The organism is Actinoplanes sp. NPDC051405 (assembly GCF_055586185.1).
The window spans coordinates 94,199-113,164 of sequence record NZ_JBVJIR010000008.1 but is presented as its reverse complement, the minus strand read 5'-3'; the positions used below and the strand labels follow the sequence as shown (position 1 = coordinate 113,164).

Genomic DNA, 18,966 nt, shown 5'->3' with positions numbered 1-18,966 from the left:
GGCTTCTCTGCGCTTGCCGCGCTAAAGCATCGAGACGTGTACGTGGTCCGTGTGATCACTGGGACCGTGGTACGACTTCCAGCCCGTGGCCGGGAACCAGATCTGTTTGTTCCAGATGACGTAGAGGATGCCGAGCCGGTCGGCGTTACGCACCAGGAAGGCCATCAGGTTGTTGCCGTACTCCCGGGTGTCCTGGTTGTGCCAGGGTGCGAAGCCGCTCTTCTGCAGGGACCAGTCGCAGGCGCGGCCCTTGGGATGCTCGAACGGGCCGCCGTTGCGGTGACAACCGACGAACCGGTTGAACTTGGCCTTCTTCACTTCCTTGTACATGTGGAAGGTCCGCGCGGTGATGCAGCCGCCCGTGGTGGGGTCGTCGACGTTGCAGGACTCCGGGCCGAACTCGCCGTCGGAGTTGCGGGGTGCGGGGGCGGCGACCCGGGACTTGGCGACCACGAAGCCACCCGTCACCGACTTGCCGCCGACCTGGGCCAGCGCCTTCTCCGCCGACTCCTTCTGCTTCTCCATCAGCGCGAGGTTCTGCTTCTGCGCCTTGACCTCCTGGTCCAGGCGCGTCTTGTTGGCGGTCACCTCGTCGATGGCCTGGTCCAGCTCGCGCAGCTTGCCGTCGTTGAGGGCGTTGATCTCCTCCAGGGAGACCGCCTTCTTGAGGAAGCCGTCCGGGCTGGTGGTGTTGAGCAGGAAGCCCATGGTCGAGATGCCGCCGGTGCGGTACTGCTGAGCGGCGACCGCGCCCACCTCGGGCAGCAGCAGGTCGCGCTTCGCCTCGGCGTTCTTGACCTTGAGGGCGAGACCGAGCTGGGTCTTGGTCGACTTGGCGACCGCCGCCTTCGCCGTCAGATAGCGCCGGCCGGTGGAGTCCAGCACGTCGTTCAGCAGCGGGTTGTCGTCGCCGTCGTCGGCGGTGGAGTTGGTGCCGTCCGGACCGGCGTTCGCCGGGGATGCGGGCACGAGCATCATCGTGACCGCGGCGAGCGGTGCCAGGGCGAGGATCAGCCACCGGCGGGGTCTTGCCGTCATTCAGAATCCTTCCGCGTGACCACCGGCCGGGTTAGCTGACGGGTTCGGGACGGAAGCGATCCCTACCACTGACTCGTGGATTCACCCCGGTAGTTCTGTGGTTCCCCGGCTCATCTTGCGACGATTAGATGGTGGGCTGCCGGCGCCTTGGGGGCAGCGCCTTCTGGCAGTGACCGGCGGCCAGCTTACCTGACAACGGCCGAACTGACAGCGCTGCCGCGAACGGTAAAAGGGTTACCGGGCAACGACTTTCCGTCACCGCTCGATGGAATGACGCAGGTCATAGCCCGTAACGACGCATTAATGTGAGTCGTTGCATTCTTTCCGGCAACTGCTCACCATCAGTGCACGATCCATTGCGCACCGTGTGACGACTGTCGATTCCTAGCATTGATGGGTAGTGTTCGTCACGGTCTCAGCGCAGACCGCCGCCTAATCGCCGCACGGCGAGCCGGGGAACCACTTGAGTAATGGGGTGAATCCGATCCGCGCACCCCCGCGCGATCGGTAGGGATCGCTTCCGTCCCGAACCCGTCAGCTAACTCGGTCGGCGGCCGACGGAAGGAATGTTCGTGAGGCTCAACCCTGTCCGCCGGCGATTAGCGACCGTGCTCGCGGTCCTCGTCGCCACCTCGGGGCTGGCGCTCGCCGCCCCGACCTCCGCCACCGCCGCACCCCGCCCCTTCGCCGCGCCGGGCGACTCGGGCGACGACGGCGAGGGCGGTTCGAAGTCCCTCATCAAGCAGCTCGAGGCGGCGTCCAAGGGCTTCGTCGAGGCCAAGGAGGCACTGGACCGCTCCAAGAAGCGCCAGCAGCAGCTGACCGCCAAGCTCAAGGAGCTCGACACCCAGCTCGGCCCCAAGCAGGCGGCGCTGGACGAGATCGTCCAGCGGGCGTACCGCACCGGGCGGCTCGGGCCGATGTCGGCGATGATCACCGCCGATTCCACCGGCAGCATGCTGGACCGGGCGCAGACCCTGGAGACCATCGCCGTCAAGCAGGACCGTGCGGTGCGCGACCTGAAGGACAGCCGGGACCAGCAGGCGCAGGCCAAGACGGCGATCGACACCGCCGTCCGCGAGCAGCAGCGCCAGCTCACCGTCATGGCCAAGCGCAAGAACCAGGCCGAGGACGCGCTCAAGGCCGCCAACGCCGCCAGCGCGGCCGACGGTGGGTCCACCAGTTCGTCGTCCGGCGGCGGTTCCTCCAGTGACGGCGGCAGCAGTGCGCTGGCCGCGGCCGCGCCACGCAACTCGGACGGCTCCTTGCCGAGCGAGTCCTGCAGCGCCAACGACCCGACCACCTCGGGATGCATCACGCCGCGCACCCTGCACGCGATGAACGAAGCGAAGAAGGACGGTTTCACCCGCTTCGTCGCCTGCTTCCGCCAGCAGAACAGCGGTGAGCATCCGAAGGGCCGGGCCTGTGACTTCGCCGCCGACAAGGGTGGCTTCGGCGGCGACGCGACCGGGGCCAGCCGGGACTACGGCAACCGGCTGGCGAACTACTTCATCAACAACGCCGGCCGGCTGGGTGTGCTCTATGTCATCTGGTTCCGGCGGATCTGGCTGCCCAGCAGTGGCTGGAAGTCGTACTCGGGCGCCGGTGGCGACCCGAGCAGCGACCACACCAACCACGTGCACCTGTCGATGCGCTGACCTGATGCGCTGATCACGGGAGTGCGGGGCCTACCGCTTGACGTAGGCCTCGTACTCCTTCAGCACGTCATCGGTCGGGCCGTCGGCGCGGATCAGGCCCGACTCCAGCCAGATGGCCCGCTCGCAGGTGTCGCGGATCGACTGCTCGCTGTGGCTCACCAGGAACACGGTGCCGGCCTGCGCGCGCAGATCCCGGACCCGCTGCTCACTGCGCCGGCGGAACTTCGCGTCGCCGGTGGCCAGCGCCTCGTCGATGAGCAGCACGTCGTGCTGCTTGGCGGCCGCGATGGCGAACCGCAGCCGGGCCCCCATGCCGGACGAGTACGTCCGCATCGGCAGCGAGCTGAAGTCACCGCGTTCGTTGATGCCGGAGAAGTCGATGATGTCCTTGGTCTTGCTCTTGACCTCGGCCGGGGACATGCCCATGGCCAGGCAGCCCAGGACCACGTTGCGCTCACCCGGCAGGTCGTTCATCAGGGCCGCGCTGACGCCGAGCAGGGACGGCTGGCCGGCCGCGTAGATCGCACCGCGCTCGACCGGCAGCAGCCCGGCGATCGCCCGCAGCAGCGTGGACTTGCCTGAGCCGTTGGTGCCGATCAGGCCGACGGCCTCACCCTTGTACGCGACGAAGCTCACACCCTTGATGGCGTGCACCTCACGCATGGTCGCCGGCTTGGTGCCGGTGACGAGCCGCTTGAAGCTGGCGAGCGGGCTGCCGGTGCCCGGGGTCGCCGACTGCTGGATCCGATAGACCACGTGGGCGTCGTCGACGATGACCGTCGGATCGCGCCGGTCGCCGCCGGTCATGTTGTCAGCCACGGCCGTAGCCCTTCTCTCCGCGCCAGAAGTAGACGTAACCCCCGAGACCCACCACGAACGTCCAGGCGAGCGCCTCCAGCCACATCACCGTGGGACTCGCCGCGAGCGGCACGTCCTCCATCAGCGCGTGCCGCATGAGGTCGATGAACACCAGCATCGGGTTCGCCTCCACCAGGGTCAGTTTCCAGCCGCTGAGGTGGTCGGTGAAGCGGGTGACCGGGTAGAGCACGGCCGACAGGTAGAGCCACATCCGCATGACGAACGGGATGAGGTTCCGGACGTCCGGGATCTTGCTGCCCAGCCGGGCGCCGGCCAGGGCCAGGCCGGCGTTGAACACGGCCTGGAGCAGGAAGATCGGCACGATGAGCAGCCACTCCAGGGTGATCGGCTCACCGAAGCCGACCACGATGACCATCAGCACGGCCAGCGAGGCGAGCGTGTTGCGGACCTCGACCATGGTGATGGCCAGGGGCAGGCTGCCTCTCGGGAAGTGCAGTGCCCGGATCAGCCCGAGGTTGCCGGTGATCGCCTGGATGCCCGCCGACACCGTGGACTGGGTGAAGCCGAAGATGAACACGCCGGTGCACAGGTACGCGACGAAGTTGTCGACGCCGCTCTTCGTGTTCAGGATCACGCCGAAGATCAAGTAGTAGACAGCCGCGTTGATCAGCGGCGTCAGCACCTGCCAGAAGACACCGAGCCGGGTCTTGCCGAGCGACGAGGCAACCTTGGCGTTGGCGTACGACGCGATGAAGTGCCGGTACGCCCAGAGCTGACGCGTGTACTCAGGCAGGGAAGGCAGCTTCCCGGCGGCGCTGAGCCCGTGTTTACGGGCCAGCTCCTTGAGCGTCAGGCCGGTCTCGGAATCGGCGACCGCCGTCTGAGGCATGGGGCGCTCCGATCTGGTCGGTCCGCTGGGGATGGGGGACCTGGATGACTTGCGCGGGAACACACTAAACAGTGTGCCGCGATGGAACGGCGTCGTATCGACGTCAGCCCCGAAAGTAGCCGAACTAGCGCCGGAACGCAACCGTTGCGTCCTGGCGTATAGTGCACTCGTGGTTACAGCGAAACGTGCACCCGCCGGAGCGGCGGTGCTCCGCGGGGACATCACCGCGGCCATCCGCAACGCGGTCATGAACGAGCTGGCCGAGGTCGGCTACGGGCGCCTGTCCATCGAGGCGGTGGCGCGCCGGGCCGGCGTCGGGAAGACCGCGATCTACCGCCGGTGGAGCAACAAGCTGGAGATGGTCCTCGAGATCGTCTCCGCCGTGGCGGAGCGTAGCGTGCCGATGCCCGACACCGGAAGCTTCTCCGGCGATCTGCAACTGCTCCTGTTCATCGTGAGCAGGGCCCTGCAGCACCGGATCGCGTCTCAGATCATCCCGGACCTGATGGCCGAGGCGGCCCGCAACCCCAAGATCGCCGAGACGCTGCAACGGGCGCTGCGCACCCACCAGCTGGCCGTCGGCGAGAAGATCGTGGGACAGGCCGTCGAGCGCGGCGAGCTGCCCCCCGGCACGAACGCCGACCTGGCCGTCGACATGATGCTGGGCCCGCTGTACTGGCGGCTGGCGGTCTCGCGCACCCCGATCGACGACGACTACCTCGAGAACCTCAGCAACGCCGTCCTGCGTGCGCTGCAGGAGACCCGCCCCGCGCACTGAGGTCATCGGCCCGCGACGGCGTTCCCCACCCGCAGCGGGAACGACGCCTCGATCCGCCAGCCGGCCGGGGCGCGTGGACCGTGGACCAGGCTTCCGCCGTACCGGGCGAGGTCCTCGGCCAGGCTGAGCAGGCCGAAGCCGCCGGCCTCCCGCCCGGGCCGAGATCGCGGCGGGTCCGGGGGCTCGCTGGTGATCCGCAGGATCAGCGTCCCCGCGCCGTGCTCGGTGCTGATGCTGAGCAGGGCGCCGGGTCCGTCGTGGCGCAGGGCGTTCGTCGCGGCCTCGCCGATCAACCGGTCGGCGACCGCGAGCACCGGCGGCGCCAGCACGTTCCGCAGGTCCGGTGGGTCTGCCGCCAGGCGCAGCCCTGCCGCGCCCAGGGTCTCCAGCCGCGCCGCCAGCCGGGTCGCCGGGTCCGGGTCGTCGGCGTCGGCCAGCGCGGCCCGGACCTCGGTCAACGCTTCCCGGCCGGCCCGCAGCACCACGTCCAGACGGTCCCGGGTGGCGTCGCCGAGCGGCGTGGTCGCCTTCAGCGCCTCGGTCTGGAGCAGCATCACGGTCACCGTTTGCGCGAGCGTGTCGTGCACCCGCCGGGCCAGGCGTTCCCGGTCCTCGGCGGCCGCGGTCGCCTGATCGGCGATCCGGCGTTCCAGCCGCAGGTGCTTCGCCTCCGCCCGCTGCCGTTCCGCCTCGGCGCGCTGGCGCAGGTGCTCGCTGCGTTCCACCCCGGCCAGCCACGCCACCGTCACGGTGACGAAGGCCATCAGCAGACCCTCGACCGGACCGTGCCGGACCGCGCTGGCGGCCGCCATGACCAGCCCGACCGCTGGGCACAGCACCCACCGGATCACCGGTGAGCGGTGGGTTGCCGCGGTGTAGAGCGCGATCGTGGCGGGGAAGAAGCCGACCGCGCGGGCCATCCCCAGCGTGGTGTGCGCGGCGGTCGCGCAGCCCACGACGATCAGCACCGCGGCCGGGAAACGCCGCCGCCAGACCAGCGGCAACAGCTGGGCCACCGCGAGCGGCGCCGAGACGATCGTGCCGGACAGCACGAAGAGCAGGGCGGTCGCCGCACCCAGGCCGAGATCCACCAGCGGCTGCCAATGCCCGCGCAGCCGGCCGGCCGTGATCCTGAACGCCATGCGACTGCTTACCATGGCCCGATGATCCGGCTTGCCGTCGTCGACGACCAGGCGCTGGTCCGGGAAGGGCTGAGCCTGATCCTGGGGGCCCAGCCGGATCTCGAGGTGGTCGCGGAGCTGCCGGACGGCACCGCCCTGCTGGAGCTGCTGGCCGGCGACCCGCTCACCGCCGACGTCATCCTGCTCGACCTCTATCTGCCCGGCGCGGACGGGGTACGGGTACTGGGTCAGGTGCGCGCCCGCCTGCCCGAGGTGCCGGCCAAAGTGCTGATGCTGACCACGGTCGGCCGGGCCTCGGACATCCAGCGGGCGCTGGCCGCCGGCGCCGACGGCTTCGTGCTCAAGGACGCCGGCGGCAGCGAGCTCGCCGCGGCCGTCCGCGGCGCGCACGCCGGGGTCACCGCGCTGAGTGCCTCGGCGGCCCAACTGCTCTGGCCCTCGGTCACCGCCGCGCCTCCGGCGGACACCGCGGCCCGGCTGAACACCCTGACCGGCCGCGAACGCGAGGTGCTCACCCTGCTCGGGCGGGGCCTGACCAACCAGGACATCGCCCGCGACCTGGCCCTCGCCGAACGCACGGTCAAGGCCCACGTGAGCAACCTGCTGGCCAAACTTTCGGTGACCAGCCGCACCCAGGCCGCCCTGCTCGCCCGGGACCTGTCCTAAGGACATAACCCGGCTACGTCCTTCGCCGGTTCCGGCGCGCCTCGCCCGCTGCGAAGCTGCCCGGATGCCCCACGACAAACGCGCGCGCCGGTTCCGCCGGCTCTGGCTCACCCTCGGCGTCGTCCTGCTGATCACCGCCGGGCTCTGGGTGGGCAACAGCTCGGCGCTGTGGGGTGGCGGGGACGGCCGCCCGCTGCTGCTGGCACACCGCGGGATCGCCCAGACCTTCCTGCTGGACGGGGTGAGGAACGACACCTGCACCGCCGGTCGCATCCACCCGCCGGACCACAGCTACATCGAGAACACCTTGCCGTCGATGCGTGCGGCGTTCGCCGCGGGCGCCGGCATGCTGGAGGTCGACGTCCAGGTCACCGCCGACGACCAGCTCGCCGTGTTCCACGACTCGACGCTCGAGTGCCGCACCGACGGCACCGGCAAGGTGCGCGAACACACGCTCGCCGAGCTGCGCCGGCTCGACCTGGGGTACGGCTACACGGCCGACGCCGGCGCCACCTACCCGTTGCGCGGCACAGGAACCGGGCTGCTGCCCACGCTCGACCAGGTCGTCACCGCGTTCCCCGGCCGGGAGCTGCTCGTCGACCTCAAGAACGACGACCCGGCCGAGGGCGAACGGCTGGCCGGCTATCTGGCCACCCTGCCGGCCGAGCGACTGACCACGATCAGCGTGTACGGCGGTGACGCGTCGGTCGCCGCGGTCGCGGACCGGCTGCCCCAGCTCCGCGCCACCTCGAAGAAAATCATGAAGGACTGCCTGGTGCGCTACCTCGGCACCGGCTGGACCGGTCACGTCCCGGACGCCTGCCGGCACACCGAGCTGCACCTGCCGCAACGCTACGGCCGCCTGCTGTGGGGCTGGCCCAACCTCTTCGTCGACCGGATGCGGGCCGCCGACACCCGGGTGGTGCTGGTGGCCGGGGACGGACCCTGGTCGGCGGGCTTCGACCGGCCGGCGGATCTGACCCAGGTGCCCGCGGGCTGGTCCGGCTGGCTGTGGACCAACCGGGTGGACGCGATCACGCCCTGAAGTGCTCAACCGGGACGTGGGTCGTGCCGATGCTAGGGGCCCCACCCCGCGCCGTCCCCCCGGAGCACCCATGCGAAATCCCCGCGTAGACACGACCATCTTCGGTGCGACGTCGCTGCTCACGCTCGCGCTCGGCGGCGTCGCCCCCGAGCAGCTCGCCGTGCCCGTCCCGGCCGCCGCCGGCGATGCGGAGGTGCTCGCCGGGCTGTGGCTCAGCGCCGACAAGACGGTACGGCTGCGGCTCGGCGCCGACTGGTCCTACCTGGGTCAGGTCGCGGGCCGGCGGCGGCCCGCCAAGGGCACCTATCGGCCCGAGGGGGCGGGACTGGTGCTGCGCGACGACACGGGCCTGCGGACGCCGGTGACGGTGGCCGAGGACGCCCTGGAGATGGCCGGGCACCAGCTGTTCCGGGCCTGACACCGCCGATGCCGGGTGCGATGCTGACCGGATGATCGATTGGCTCTCCGGCGTCGCGTTCACCGCCTTCGGGGTCGGCACCACCTGGGCCGAGGTGCTCGGCTTCGGCACCGGCCTGGTGAACGTGGGACTGCTGGTGCGCCGGCACATCCTCAACTGGCCGGTGGGCATCCTCAACGTGCTGCTGCTCATGCTGGTCTTCTGGTCCGCCGGCCTCTACGCCGACGCGAGCCTGCAGATCGTCTACGTGGTGCTCGGCGCGTACGGCTGGTGGGCCTGGCTCTACGGCGGCGCCAGCCGCACCCCGCTGACCGTGCGCACCACCACCAGGGCCGAGTGGCTCGGCCTGGCGGTCGCCGGTGTGCTGCTCACCGGGGGTCTCTGGCTCTTCCTCGACCGGCTGACCAGCTCCACCGTGCCGCTGGCCGACGCGCTCACCACGGCGCTGTCGCTGCTGGCCACCTACGGCCAGACCCGCAAGCTGGTGGAGAGCTGGTGGCTCTGGATCGCGGCCGACCTGATCTACATCCCGCTGTACGGCTACAAGGACCTCTGGCTCACCGCCCTGCTCTACGTGGCGTTCCTGGTGCTCTGCGCCCTGGGCCTGCGCGCGTGGCGGGCGGCGCTGCGCACCCGGCACACGGTGGCCGTATGAGGTGGGGGCACGGCCTCATCGTGGGCAAGTTCTATCCGCCGCACGCCGGGCACCACGAGCTGATCGATGCCGCGGCCGCCGCCTGTGACCGGGTCACCGTCGTGGTGGCGCCCAGCTCGCGGGAGTCCGTACCGCTGGAGCTGCGTCTCGCCTGGCTGCGCGAGGCCCACCCGGCGCACGTCCGCTTCGTCGGCGTCCACGACGATCACCCGGTCGACTACGCCGACCCCCGGGCCTGGGAGTTGCACACGGCCGTGTTCCGGGCGGCCGCCGGGCCGGACCGGGTGGATGCGGTCTTCTCCTCCGAGGCGTACGGCGAGGAGCTGGCCCGGCGGTTCGGCGCGCAGGCCGTCACCGTCGACCCGGAGCGGATCAAGACACCGGTGTCCGGAACGGCGGTCCGGGCCGATCCGGTCGCGTACTGGGATCTGCTCGGTCCCGGCGTGCGGGCGTGGCTGACCCGCCGGGTGATCGTCGTGGGGGCCGAGTCCACCGGGACCACGACGATGGCCCGGGCCCTGGCCCGGCACTACCGCACGCGGGGCGGGGTGTGGGCGCGGACTCGCTGGGTGCCCGAGTTCGGCCGCGAGCTGACGGCGCGCAAGCTCGACAACCTGCGCCGGACCCGGCCCGAAGCGGTCGTCGAGGACGTGGCGTGGGGGCGGGACGACTTCGTGACGGTCGCCGCCGAGCAGAACGCGGCCGAGGACAGCGCCGCCCGCGACGGTGCGCCGATCCTCTTCGGCGACACCGACGCCCTGGCCACCACGATCTGGGAAGAGCGCTATCTGGGCGAGGGCGGCGCCTGGACGACCTCGCCGGGCGTCGTGGAACGCGTACGGGCACCCGACCTGTATCTGCTGACCCACCACGAGGGCGTGCCGTTCGTCGACGACGGGCTGCGCGACGGCGAGGGGGTACGGGCGTGGATGACTGCCCGCTTCGAGCGTGAACTGGCTGCTCGCGGCGTACCGTCTCGGGTGTTGACCGGGTGTCATGCGGCCCGGCTGCGGGCCGCGGTCGCCGCCTGCGACGACCTGCTGGCGTCCGGGTGGTCTTTTGCTCCTCCGCTAAGCCATTCCTGATCGGGGCCGAAGCAAGGTGCATGCGGCTCAGAAAACTCCTGCTCCCGCTGCTGGCCCTGCCGATCGCCCTGGGCGGCTGCGGCATGCTCGGCTCGTCGGCGGGCAGCCCCGGCGCGGCCGCGAGCGCCACCCCGATCGCCGGCGGTGGCGACTGGCTGGTGGTGGCCACCGGCAGCGCCACGCCCAGCCCGGTGACGTCGCCGGCCGCCTCCCGGCCGCCGGTCCTGCCGCCGGTGTCGTTCCTGCCGGTCCAGCCGGGCTGCGCCAAGGACTGGACCGTCAACCCGCCGCTGATCCCGATCGAGGTCGTGCCCGGCGCCGGCAAGCTCACCGTGACCTGGCCCCGCCAGTACGACTCCAATTACCGGATCACCGCGGTCAAGCAGCCGCTGGTGTCCGGCAACCAACCGGCCTACACCTGGCAGAACGTGCCCGCGGGAACCGGCTGCACCGTCACGGCCACGATCACCGGGCTCAAGAAGGGCGTGCCCTACATCGTCTGGCTGGACGCGCCGAACACCGGCCACGAGCTGGACGGCACCCGGCACCCGTACAGCGGCCGTTCCGGGGTCGTCTACCCGCGGTGAAGGTTTAAGCTGCAACGATGACCACGATGCCGGCCGCGTTCATCGGCCACGGCAACCCGATGAACGCGCTCGAGACCAACCGCTACACCCAGGCGTGGCGGGCCTTCGGCGCGTCGGTGCCGAGGCCCCGGGCGATCCTGGTGGTGTCGGCGCACTGGTACATCAACGCGACCGCGGTCACCGCGATGCCGCGGCCCCGCACGATCCACGACTTCTTCGGCTTCCCGCAGCAGCTCTTCGACGTCGACTACCCGGCGCCGGGCCTGCCCGAGCTGGCCGACGAGGTCAGCGACATCGTCAAGCCGACCTGGGTCGGCGCCGACATCGACTCCTGGGGCATCGACCACGGCACCTGGTCGGTGCTCGTGCACGCCTTCCCGGACGCGGACATCCCGGTCACCCAGCTCTCGATCAACGCCGACCGCGGCTTCGACTACCACCTGGAACTGGGTGCGAAGCTGGCTCCGCTGCGCGAGTCCGGCGTGCTGATCCTGGGCAGCGGCAACGTCGTGCACAATCTGGGCGGGGTGAACCGCGACATGCCGGAGGCGGGCTTCGACTGGGCGCAACGCTTCGACTCCGACGCCAAGGAGACGATGCTGGACGACCCGCTCAACGCGGCCCGGCTGGACGCCCACCGCGACTTCCGGCACGCGGTGCCGACCCCGGACCACTTTCTCCCGCTGCTCTACCTGGCCGGACTGGCGGGCGCGAGCGGCGAGGGCACGGACGTGCTGGTCGACGGGTACGCGTACGGCAGCCTGTCGATGACGGCGTACACACTGGGCCTGCCGGCCGCGACCCCGTCGACGGACACCACCGCGGCCGCGGCGATCCCGGCCGGCCTGCCCGCCGACGGCGTCAACATCTAGGCCGCTTTCTCGTAGATGATCTCCAGCCCGTCCTCGTCGTCCCACTGCTCGCCGACCTCGGTGAAGCCGTACTGCGCGACGAGTCCCAGCGAGGCGACGTTGTCCGGGCTGATCGTCACCCGCACGGTCCGGACCTCGGGGTCGGCGGCGGCCCGGGCCAGCAACGCCTCGAACGCGGCCCGGGCATAACCCTGCCGCCGGTACGCGGGATCCACGGCGTAACCGATCTCGACCAGGCCGGCGGCGTCGGGCCGGGAGTGGAAACCGGCCCGCCCGACCGCGAGTTCCCGCCGCTCGTCCCAGATGATTCCGGTGACCCATCCGGCCTCGGCCGGATCCTGTTGGACCTGGTCACGCCGCCGTTCCCAGACACCGCGGTTCTCCGGGCCGGCGAGAAAATCCGACAGCGGGACCGGGCTGACGGCCTGCGCCGCAGCTAGATCACCGGCGGCGAGCGCCGCAAAAGCCGGCCCCGAAAAATGAACGATCCGAACGTGCTGTCCCCTGGTCTCCACGGGAAGATCCTGCCCTGCCCCGGGGCGTCCCCGTCACGCGATGGCCGCGATGTCCCCGTCCTCGAAGTAGATCGCCTGGTGGAGCCGGCCGCCGAGCGCCTCCGCGAACCGGGCCAGCACGTCCTGCCCGGAGATCTTGCCCTGCTCGATCTGCGAGACGCGGCCCTTGGTCACGCCCATCCGCTCGGCCACCTGCTGCTGCGTGAGCCCGCGGGCCCGGCGCACCTCGGCCAGGCGATGCCCGAGGACGACGGAGAGCAGCTCCTGCTTCCCGGCCTCGACGGCATCCTCCCCGCCGGCCCGCTCGACGTACTCGGCGCGGATGTCCTGCCACCGTGCATATCCACTCATGGCGTACCCCCCTCGTCGGCGCGTTCCTTCAGGTAGACCTCGTAACGCTGCTCGGCCAACGGTATTGCTGTCTTGTACCACGCGTTCCACTGCCCGGCCTTGTCACCCGCCACCAACAGGATGGTGCAACGCCAGGGGTCGAAGGCGAAGAGGATCCGCATCGATCCTGGTCTGAGTTCCTTCAGATTCGCGACGGACGATCCGCGGATCGAATCCACGAGCGGTCGGCCGAGCCCGGGACCGGCTGCCGCGAGCAGGTCGATGGTCTGAACCACGCGAGCGAACGACTGAGGATCGAGTGACTCGATCCACTCGCGTACCTCGTCGACGACATAGACGTCCCACTCATCGTCCGCCACCCGGAAAGTATAGTGGGAGCTATACCTTTGGCGGGCCGGTCAGGCGGCGGTGGTGTTGCGGCCGCTCCATTTGGCGGCGTACAGGCGGTCGTCGGCTGCCCGGAACAGGGCGTCGCCCGTCATGCCCGGGGACCACGTTGCTACGCCCACGCTCACCGTCAGGCGGACCTCCGGCAGGATCGTCGCCGCGGCCACCGCTGTGCGGATGCGTTCCGCCACCTCGCGGCCCGTCGTGCCGTCGCCCTGGAGGAAGACCACGAACTCGTCGCCCGCGTACCGGACCGCTTCGTCGCCGGTGCGGCAGTGGGCGCGCAGTATCGTCGCCACCTCGCGCAGGGCGCGGTCGCCCGCGCTGTGCGAGTACGCGTCGTTCACCGCCTTGAAGTGGTCCAGGTCGATGAGCAGCACCGTCAGCGGCCGCGCTCCCGAGGCCCGGTCCACGTCCTCGATCAGCAGGTCGAACCGGCGCCGGTTGCCCAGGCCGGTCAGCGGGTCGAGCAGGATCTCCCGTTCCGCTCGGGCCCGGGCCGCCTCGGCCTCTTCGCGCTGGCCCGCCTGTCGCAGCATCGCCAGCCGTTGCAGCCGCAGCCGCCACAGCTCGCGCATCTGGCCCTCGACCGTCTCGAACAGGTCGCGGCTGGACTGGCAGTCCTCGATCTCCAGGGCGGTCAGGGCCAGTTCGAAGCGGATGATCGGTCGTTCGTCGGGGCGGGAGCCGTGTTCGCTGAGCTCGCGGGCGGCGATGAACTCGCGGCGGGCCTCGTGCGGGAAGCCGTGCGCCCGCAGGCTGATGCCCAGTGCCAGGTGGGCCATCCGGGCGTACTGGTGGGTGCCGCCGCCGCGCAGCGGCATGACCACCTCGCGGGCCAGCTTTTCGGCCACTGTGGTCTCGCCGAGCTTGGCCAGGGCCAGGGCGTGCACGGCCGTCGCGTGCACGTCGGGCTGGGAGTCCAGGCGGTGCCGGGTGATCTCGGCGCTGCGGCGCAGCTTGCTGCGGGCCTCCTCGGCCCGGCCGACGTGCGAGAGCCGCAGTCCCCAGTAGAGCAGGGTCACCGCGTGGACCAGGTCGAACGACGTCGAGCGGTTGGGCGAGTCCGAGGCGCACAGCAGGTCGTACGCCGTCGCCGCCGTCTCGTACATCTCCGCGGCGGTGGCGGCCTCGGCGAACGAGCACATCGCCGAGCGGTGCCGGTCCGTGCCCGCCGGGCCCGCGTTCAGCAGGGCACCGGCGCGGGCCAGGTGTTGCATGCAGTCGACGTAGTGGCCGCGCAGCAGGTGCAGCTGGGCCAGGTCGCAGCGGGCCTTGGCCTCGCTGAGCAGGGAACCGGCGGTGCGCAGCAGTTCCTCGCCGAGCGCGGTGCCCTCCACCAGCCGGCCCATGGCCAGCAGGGCGTACATCTTTCCCTGGATCAGGAACCGGGCCGTCCGGTCGTCGCGGACCGTCCGGGCGATCATCAGGAAGGCGTCGGCCGCCGCGACAGCTTCGTACGCCTGACCGTCGTTCGCCATCCGGTGCACCTGCAGAGCGAGCAGATGGAGCGGCCCGTACACGGTCACCGGCACCGGCAACCGTCGGTCCCCCGAGATCCAGTCCGCCATCTGCCCAGTATCAGCCGTTCCGGGCGTTAGTAAATCCACCGGACCGATAGGCCTGCATTCGGGTACGCCGATGGCCGCCGAAGTCGATCACTTTGCCTGCACTGTCCTGTTTGTGCCAGCGTCGGGGGCGGAATGTTTGCGTAAGGTGACGGTATGGCGTACGCCGCGACAGGTCGGCGCAGGGCTGTCATGTGGGCCCTGGCCGTCGAGCTGCTGCTCGCCGCCGGCGCGATCACCGCGGGCACGCTGCGCCAGCCGTCGCTGGGTGCGGACTATGTCGACATCGACGAGGTCGCCGCCCTGCCGGTGGAGGCGGCCACCGGGTCGTACACGTGGGACTGCGGGCGCAACGAGAACGGCCATCGCAACAGCAGCAACATCGTCGTGACGCCGGGCAAGGCCGGGCCGGTGCACCATCTGCACGACTTCTTCGGCAACTTGTCGGTGGATGTCGGCAGCACGGTGAAGAGCCTCGCCGGGGGCGGCACCAGCTGCACCAACGGCGACGAATCGAGCTATTACTGGCCGGTGCTGCGCACCTTCGGCCGGCAGGACGGTCCGCACGGCGGGGCGGTGCAGGTCCCGGTCCGGGTCAGCTTCGCTTTCCACGGCAACCCACGGGGGCCGGTCCTGGCGATGCCGCGGCTGCTGCGGGGGGCGGTGGGGGACGCGTACGCGCTGACGAACGGTGGCGCCCGGGCCGCCGCGGTCTGGAGTTGTTCCGGCAGTCCCGAGCGCCGCAGTCTGCGATACGTCGTTTGTCCCCGCGGTGAGCAGGTGCTGCGGGTCTTCGACTTCCCGAGCTGCTGGGACGGCCGGCGGGTGGACAGCAACGACCACCGCCAGCAGCTCGTCTTCGCCCTGCCCGGGGGCGGCTGTCCGATCTCGACCTTCGCGGTGCCGCGGCTGCGGATCGTCGTCGCCTACGCCATCGCGCCGGGCACCCGGTACCGGATCGACTCGTTCGACGCGCAGCGGCACAGTTCGCTGACCGATCACGCGTTCTTCGTCAATCTGATGCCGGATGCCCTGATGAACGAGGTCGTACGGTGCCTGAACGCCGCTCGCAGCTGTCAGTAGCCCGGGTCGGCGGGAGCGTCGCCACCGGCGTCACCGGAGTTCGCGGTGCCACCGGTCCCGCCGGCGGACTCGGGCAGCGCCCCGGTCTTGCCACCCTTCGGGTCGACCGCGAACCAGGTGCCCTTGACGCCCTGACCCAGGATGTCGCCCGGCTTGGCGTCCTTGGCGAAGTAGTACACCGGCCAGCCGTTGATCGTCACCTGGCAGGTCCCGTCGGCGCGTTCGACGTACCCCAGGATCTTGGGGTTGATGCCCTTCGGGAAGATCTTGCCGGGCGACTTGATCAGCAGCGGCGGCCAGGCCTTGGCGCAGTCGCCGTTGCAGGTCGCCTTCGGCGGCTTGTTGCTGTCCTCGTCGAAGCGGTAGAGCGTGCGCCCCGCGCCGTCGGTGACGTAGGTGCCGATGACCGGGTTCTCCGCGGTGTTGAGCTCGACCGTCTTGCTGCCCTTACGAATGCTCTTGGGCGGCGTGATGTCCTGGTCGGACGCACCGCTGAAGATCTTGACCCACTTCTGGGTCTTGGCGACGGTCGGCTCGGGGATCGGCTCGGATGACCGGTCCGGGGTCTCGGCGGCCAGTTCGGCCGGCTCCGGCGCCGTGCTCGGCTCGGGCGGCACCGCCGGCGCGGCGGGCGTCTCGCCCTCCGCGGCCACGAATCGCACCTCGGTCGGGGTGGTGCCGGCCGGTGCGCACGCGGCGAGGCCGAACGCGCTGGTCAGCGCCAGGATGGCGACGGTGATGCGGCTGCGCTTCATGATTCCCCCTGTGGGTGAGCCGATACGCCATCCACACGACCGCGGGCCGGATCCGGTTCAGCCGGAAATTGTGTTGAACCGATCCGGCCCAGCGGCACGTGTGAGGGGAGTCAGACCGACGAAACGGGGGTCGAGGGTGGCCGGACACGCGCTCCGTCCGGCCGGCCTCGGCGTGGTAACCGCCGTCACCGGGGGGAAGAAATGCCGGGGTTGAGGCTCCAACGTCGCCGGGAGGTGGCCGATGAGGCGCTGGTCAGATCGTTGTTCTCGGAACACGGGGCGGCGATGCTCGCGTACGCGACGCAATTGACCCGCGACCGGGCCGCCGCCGAGGACGTGGTCCAGGAGGCCCTGGTCCGCGCCTGGCGACATCCGGACAGCCTGGTCAACGGCAAGGGCTCGGTACGCGGCTGGCTGCTCACCGTGGTCCGCAACATCGTCACCGATCAGATCCGCGCCCGTAACGCCCGCGCTCCCGAGGTGCGCGAGTCGCCGGTCGAGGTGGCGGTCTCCGGCGACCACGCGGAGCAGGTGGTCAACTCGGTGGTGGTGATCGACGCTCTCAGCCGGCTCTCGGCCGAGCACCGCGAAGTGCTGGAGCAGGTCTACCTGCTCGGCAGCACGGTCGCGGAGGCGGCGAAGGCGCTGGGTATTCCGCCCGGCACCGTCAAGTCGCGTTCCTTTTATGCCCTGCGGGCACTACGCGAGCTCCGGTCGCTGAGCGCAGCCGGAACGGAACGGTCTGCCTCATGAAGACGAATCACGTGGACCTCGCCGGCTATCTGACGAAGTCGCTCGACGCGGAGCAGGAACGCCTGGTCGAGGACCATCTCGCCGGCTGCGCCGAGTGCCGCGCCGAGGTGGAATCACTGCGGGAGTGGACGATGGCACTCGAGGCCGTGCCCGAGGCGATGCTGCTGGACGGGCCGCCCGAGGGCGGTGACCTGTTGCTGCAGCGCACGCTGCGGCAGATCCGGGACGAGTCGGCCGGGAGGCGGCATCGGCGGACGGCGCTGGTGAGTGCTGCCGCGGCCGTGGTCGTCGCCGCCGCGATCGGCTCCGGGGTGGTGGTGGGCCGGGGCACTGCTGATCCGGGCGCTCCGATCGCGTTGCCGACGCCGTCGCAGGTGGAGCAGACCACCATTCCCGGCACGAAGACGGCAACCGCGGTCGACGCCGGCACCGGCGCGCGGATCACCGTGGCGGTGGCCCCGGCGCCGGGCTGGGTGCGGATCAAGGCCGCGGTCGCCGGGATCCCGGCGGGAGAGCGGTGCCGGCTCGAGGTGGTCGCCCGCAACGGCACGGTGGTGCTGGCGGGCAGCTGGGTGGTCTCCGAGAAGGGTGCGGAAGAGGGCACCACGCTGGACGGCAGCGCGCTGGTCGCACCGGCCGACGTGGCCTCGGTCCGGGTGGTGACCGAGAGGGGCAAGCAGTACACGAGTGCCACTGTCTGAGCTGCGTACGTCAGCCCCAGGGCGCGTGGATGATCTTCTCCACCTCGATGGTGAGGATCACCCGCACCTGGTCCCGGCCGCCGAACCACGGGTACGGCCCGCCGACGTACTTCTGGGCCAGCTCCTCGATGTGCTCGGCGCCACCCTTGGGCGAGATGTCGACGACCCGGCCGCGGACGGAGAAGTAGTTCGACACGTCGGCCGGGTCGGCCACGGTCACGGCGACCCGGGGATCACGCTCGACGTTCCTGACCTTCTGGTAGCCCTCGACAGTGTTGATCACGATGTGCTCGCCGTCCGTGCCGACCCAGGTCTGGGTGAGCTGCGGTGAGCCGTCCGGCATGGTGGTGGCGATGAAGCACGGGCTCGGCTTGCCGAGCAGGTCGAGCAGCCCGGGGGGCAGGGAGGTCATGGATCAACAGTACGGCCGGTGTAGCGGGACAGCCCGTCGATGAGCATGTCGAGACCGAACTCGAAGCGCTCGTCGCCCGAGCCGGCGGTCAGCACCGCGGCGTGCGCCCGGATGTTGGGGAACCGGTCGGCCGGCAGGTTGGTGTAGTAATCGGTCAGCTGGCCGACGAAGGTGTCGAAGTACTCGCGGGTGCTCTGGCCCGCCACCAGGTTCTGCTGGTGCAGCGAGTTCTCGTAGGCGTCGGCGACGATGTAGAGGAACAGCCGGTCCAATGACCAGGCCGCCACCTGCGGCGGGACGCCGCCGGCGAGCATGATGGCCAGCATCGCCTCGGACATCCGCAGCGCGTTCGGCCCGCTGGGCACGGTGGCCAGCGCCGCCCGGGCGATGTCGTTGTATTTCGCCATCAGGGCGTGCCCGCGCCGGCACATCTCCTTGATCTGCTCCTGCCAGTGCTCCGGGTCGGGCGCGAGGACCTCCACCTGACCGCAGATCCGGTCGAACATCAGGTGCAGCAGCTCCTCCTTGTTCGCCACGTGGGCGTACAGGCTGGAGGCGCCGGTGTCGAAGACCGCGGCCAGGCGGCGCATGCTCACCGCCTCGATGCCCTCTTCCAGGACGATCCGCAGCCCGGCGTCGACGATCTCGTCCTGGCTCAGCGGGGCCTTGGCGGGGCGGGGGCGCTTGGGGACGGTACGCCGCCATGGGGGCAGGGGAAGCTCGCTCATCGGCGTACAGCGTACTTGACGCGAACAGTGTTCGTCGGTAGAACAGTGTTCGTCATTAACG

23 protein-coding genes and 2 riboswitches are annotated in these 18,966 nt (G+C 70.5%); of the genes, 12 read left to right on the top strand and 11 right to left on the bottom strand.

What is annotated here, in order from left to right; all coding sequences use genetic code 11:
• Positions 1-21: 21 nt before the first annotated feature.
• Positions 22-1,038 carry a coiled-coil domain-containing protein gene (locus ACZ6S4_RS18885; RefSeq protein WP_465476189.1) on the bottom strand — a complete coding sequence of 339 codons (1,017 nt, stop codon included), beginning with the start codon at positions 1,036-1,038 and terminating at the stop codon, positions 22-24.
• A 5-nt stretch (positions 1,039-1,043) separates the two neighbouring features.
• Positions 1,044-1,179, bottom strand: a riboswitch (cyclic di-AMP (ydaO/yuaA leader).
• A gap of 278 nt (positions 1,180-1,457) precedes the next feature.
• A riboswitch (cyclic di-AMP (ydaO/yuaA leader) is annotated at positions 1,458-1,607 on the top strand.
• Between the two features lie 3 nt (positions 1,608-1,610).
• On the opposite strand from ACZ6S4_RS18885, the gene ACZ6S4_RS18880 reads away from it, so the two are divergent.
• Positions 1,611-2,696: a coiled-coil domain-containing protein gene (locus ACZ6S4_RS18880; RefSeq protein WP_465476188.1), complete on the top strand. Its 1,086-nt coding sequence runs from the start codon at positions 1,611-1,613 to the stop codon at positions 2,694-2,696.
• Positions 2,697-2,726: 30 nt separating this feature from the next.
• Here ACZ6S4_RS18880 and ACZ6S4_RS18875 read toward each other — a convergent pair whose 3' ends face one another.
• Complete coding sequence (locus ACZ6S4_RS18875) at positions 2,727-3,503, bottom strand: ABC transporter ATP-binding protein (RefSeq protein ID WP_465476360.1); 777 nt, start codon at positions 3,501-3,503, stop codon at positions 2,727-2,729.
• Between the two features lie 4 nt (positions 3,504-3,507).
• Positions 3,508-4,404, bottom strand: coding sequence for an ABC transporter permease (locus ACZ6S4_RS18870; RefSeq protein ID WP_465476187.1), 897 nt, complete (start codon positions 4,402-4,404; stop codon positions 3,508-3,510).
• Between the two features lie 169 nt (positions 4,405-4,573).
• Here ACZ6S4_RS18870 and ACZ6S4_RS18865 point away from each other — a divergent pair, with 169 nt between their 5' ends.
• A complete protein-coding gene (locus tag ACZ6S4_RS18865; protein WP_465476186.1) occupies positions 4,574-5,182 on the top strand; it encodes a TetR/AcrR family transcriptional regulator in 609 nt (202 codons plus the stop codon).
• Between the two features lie 2 nt (positions 5,183-5,184).
• Here ACZ6S4_RS18865 and ACZ6S4_RS18860 read toward each other — a convergent pair whose 3' ends face one another.
• Positions 5,185-6,324, bottom strand: coding sequence for a sensor histidine kinase (locus ACZ6S4_RS18860; protein ID WP_465476185.1), 1,140 nt, complete (start codon positions 6,322-6,324; stop codon positions 5,185-5,187).
• 21 nt (positions 6,325-6,345) lie between these two features.
• Between ACZ6S4_RS18860 and ACZ6S4_RS18855 the strand changes: the two genes are divergently transcribed.
• The 7 genes from ACZ6S4_RS18855 (at position 6,346) to ygiD (ending at position 11,652) form a co-directional block, all read left to right on the top strand.
• Positions 6,346-6,990, top strand: a complete 645-nt coding sequence (locus tag ACZ6S4_RS18855) for a response regulator (RefSeq protein ID WP_465476184.1) — start codon at positions 6,346-6,348, stop codon at positions 6,988-6,990.
• A gap of 64 nt (positions 6,991-7,054) precedes the next feature.
• Positions 7,055-8,035, top strand: coding sequence for a glycerophosphodiester phosphodiesterase family protein (locus tag ACZ6S4_RS18850; RefSeq protein ID WP_465476183.1), 981 nt, complete (start codon positions 7,055-7,057; stop codon positions 8,033-8,035).
• A 70-nt stretch (positions 8,036-8,105) separates the two neighbouring features.
• Positions 8,106-8,453 (top strand): hypothetical protein, encoded by a 348-nt coding sequence (locus tag ACZ6S4_RS18845; protein ID WP_465476182.1) that lies wholly within the window; start codon positions 8,106-8,108, stop codon positions 8,451-8,453.
• Between the two features lie 31 nt (positions 8,454-8,484).
• A complete protein-coding gene (gene pnuC, locus ACZ6S4_RS18840; protein WP_465476181.1) occupies positions 8,485-9,108 on the top strand; it encodes a nicotinamide riboside transporter PnuC in 624 nt (207 codons plus the stop codon).
• Positions 9,105-10,193 (top strand): AAA family ATPase, encoded by a 1,089-nt coding sequence (locus ACZ6S4_RS18835; protein ID WP_465476180.1) that lies wholly within the window; start codon positions 9,105-9,107, stop codon positions 10,191-10,193. Before pnuC ends, ACZ6S4_RS18835 begins: the two co-directional genes overlap by 4 nt.
• Before the next feature lie 20 nt (positions 10,194-10,213).
• Complete coding sequence (locus ACZ6S4_RS18830) at positions 10,214-10,780, top strand: hypothetical protein (protein WP_465476179.1); 567 nt, start codon at positions 10,214-10,216, stop codon at positions 10,778-10,780.
• Positions 10,781-10,797: 17 nt separating this feature from the next.
• Positions 10,798-11,652, top strand: coding sequence for a 4,5-DOPA-extradiol-dioxygenase (ygiD, locus tag ACZ6S4_RS18825; protein WP_465476178.1), 855 nt, complete (start codon positions 10,798-10,800; stop codon positions 11,650-11,652).
• On the opposite strand, the gene ACZ6S4_RS18820 is transcribed toward ygiD, so the two are convergent.
• From ACZ6S4_RS18820 to ACZ6S4_RS18805, 4 genes are read right to left on the bottom strand one after another with little or no spacing between them, the layout of a single operon-like run.
• On the bottom strand, positions 11,649-12,167 hold the full coding sequence (locus ACZ6S4_RS18820) for a GNAT family N-acetyltransferase (RefSeq protein WP_465476177.1): 519 nt from the start codon (positions 12,165-12,167) through the stop codon (positions 11,649-11,651). The genes ygiD and ACZ6S4_RS18820 overlap by 4 nt on opposite strands.
• A gap of 33 nt (positions 12,168-12,200) precedes the next feature.
• On the bottom strand, positions 12,201-12,518 hold the full coding sequence (locus ACZ6S4_RS18815) for a helix-turn-helix domain-containing protein (protein WP_465476176.1): 318 nt from the start codon (positions 12,516-12,518) through the stop codon (positions 12,201-12,203).
• Complete coding sequence (locus tag ACZ6S4_RS18810) at positions 12,515-12,877, bottom strand: type II toxin-antitoxin system RelE/ParE family toxin (protein WP_360551122.1); 363 nt, start codon at positions 12,875-12,877, stop codon at positions 12,515-12,517. Before ACZ6S4_RS18810 ends, ACZ6S4_RS18815 begins: the two co-directional genes overlap by 4 nt.
• A 39-nt stretch (positions 12,878-12,916) precedes the next feature.
• Entirely contained in the window at positions 12,917-14,476 is a 1,560-nt protein-coding gene (locus tag ACZ6S4_RS18805; protein WP_465476175.1) for a GGDEF domain-containing protein, read from the bottom strand.
• Positions 14,477-14,629: 153 nt separating this feature from the next.
• Here ACZ6S4_RS18805 and ACZ6S4_RS18800 point away from each other — a divergent pair, with 153 nt between their 5' ends.
• Positions 14,630-15,556 carry a DUF1996 domain-containing protein gene (locus ACZ6S4_RS18800; protein ID WP_465476174.1) on the top strand — a complete coding sequence of 309 codons (927 nt, stop codon included), beginning with the start codon at positions 14,630-14,632 and terminating at the stop codon, positions 15,554-15,556.
• On the opposite strand, the gene ACZ6S4_RS18795 is transcribed toward ACZ6S4_RS18800, so the two are convergent.
• On the bottom strand, positions 15,550-16,311 hold the full coding sequence (locus tag ACZ6S4_RS18795; RefSeq protein WP_465476173.1) for a COG4315 family predicted lipoprotein: 762 nt from the start codon (positions 16,309-16,311) through the stop codon (positions 15,550-15,552). The two genes, ACZ6S4_RS18800 and ACZ6S4_RS18795, sit on opposite strands and share 7 nt — an antisense overlap.
• 249 nt (positions 16,312-16,560) lie before the next feature.
• Here ACZ6S4_RS18795 and ACZ6S4_RS18790 point away from each other — a divergent pair, with 249 nt between their 5' ends.
• Both ACZ6S4_RS18790 and ACZ6S4_RS18785 read left to right on the top strand, forming a co-directional pair.
• Complete coding sequence (locus ACZ6S4_RS18790; RefSeq protein WP_212991437.1) at positions 16,561-17,064, top strand: sigma-70 family RNA polymerase sigma factor; 504 nt, start codon at positions 16,561-16,563, stop codon at positions 17,062-17,064.
• Positions 17,061-17,765 (top strand): anti-sigma factor family protein, encoded by a 705-nt coding sequence (locus ACZ6S4_RS18785; protein WP_465476172.1) that lies wholly within the window; start codon positions 17,061-17,063, stop codon positions 17,763-17,765. The genes ACZ6S4_RS18790 and ACZ6S4_RS18785 overlap by 4 nt, the downstream gene beginning before the upstream one ends.
• Before the next feature lie 10 nt (positions 17,766-17,775).
• Here ACZ6S4_RS18785 and ACZ6S4_RS18780 read toward each other — a convergent pair whose 3' ends face one another.
• Together ACZ6S4_RS18780 and ACZ6S4_RS18775 are read right to left on the bottom strand one after the other, a co-directional pair.
• Positions 17,776-18,177, bottom strand: a complete 402-nt coding sequence (locus ACZ6S4_RS18780) for a PPOX class F420-dependent oxidoreductase (RefSeq protein ID WP_465476171.1) — start codon at positions 18,175-18,177, stop codon at positions 17,776-17,778.
• The gene (locus tag ACZ6S4_RS18775) at positions 18,174-18,905 is read right to left on the bottom strand and encodes a TetR/AcrR family transcriptional regulator (protein ID WP_465476170.1); all 732 of its coding nucleotides are present in this window, start codon (positions 18,903-18,905) and stop codon (positions 18,174-18,176) included. The genes ACZ6S4_RS18780 and ACZ6S4_RS18775 overlap by 4 nt, the downstream gene beginning before the upstream one ends.
• Positions 18,906-18,966: the final 61 nt, after the last annotated feature.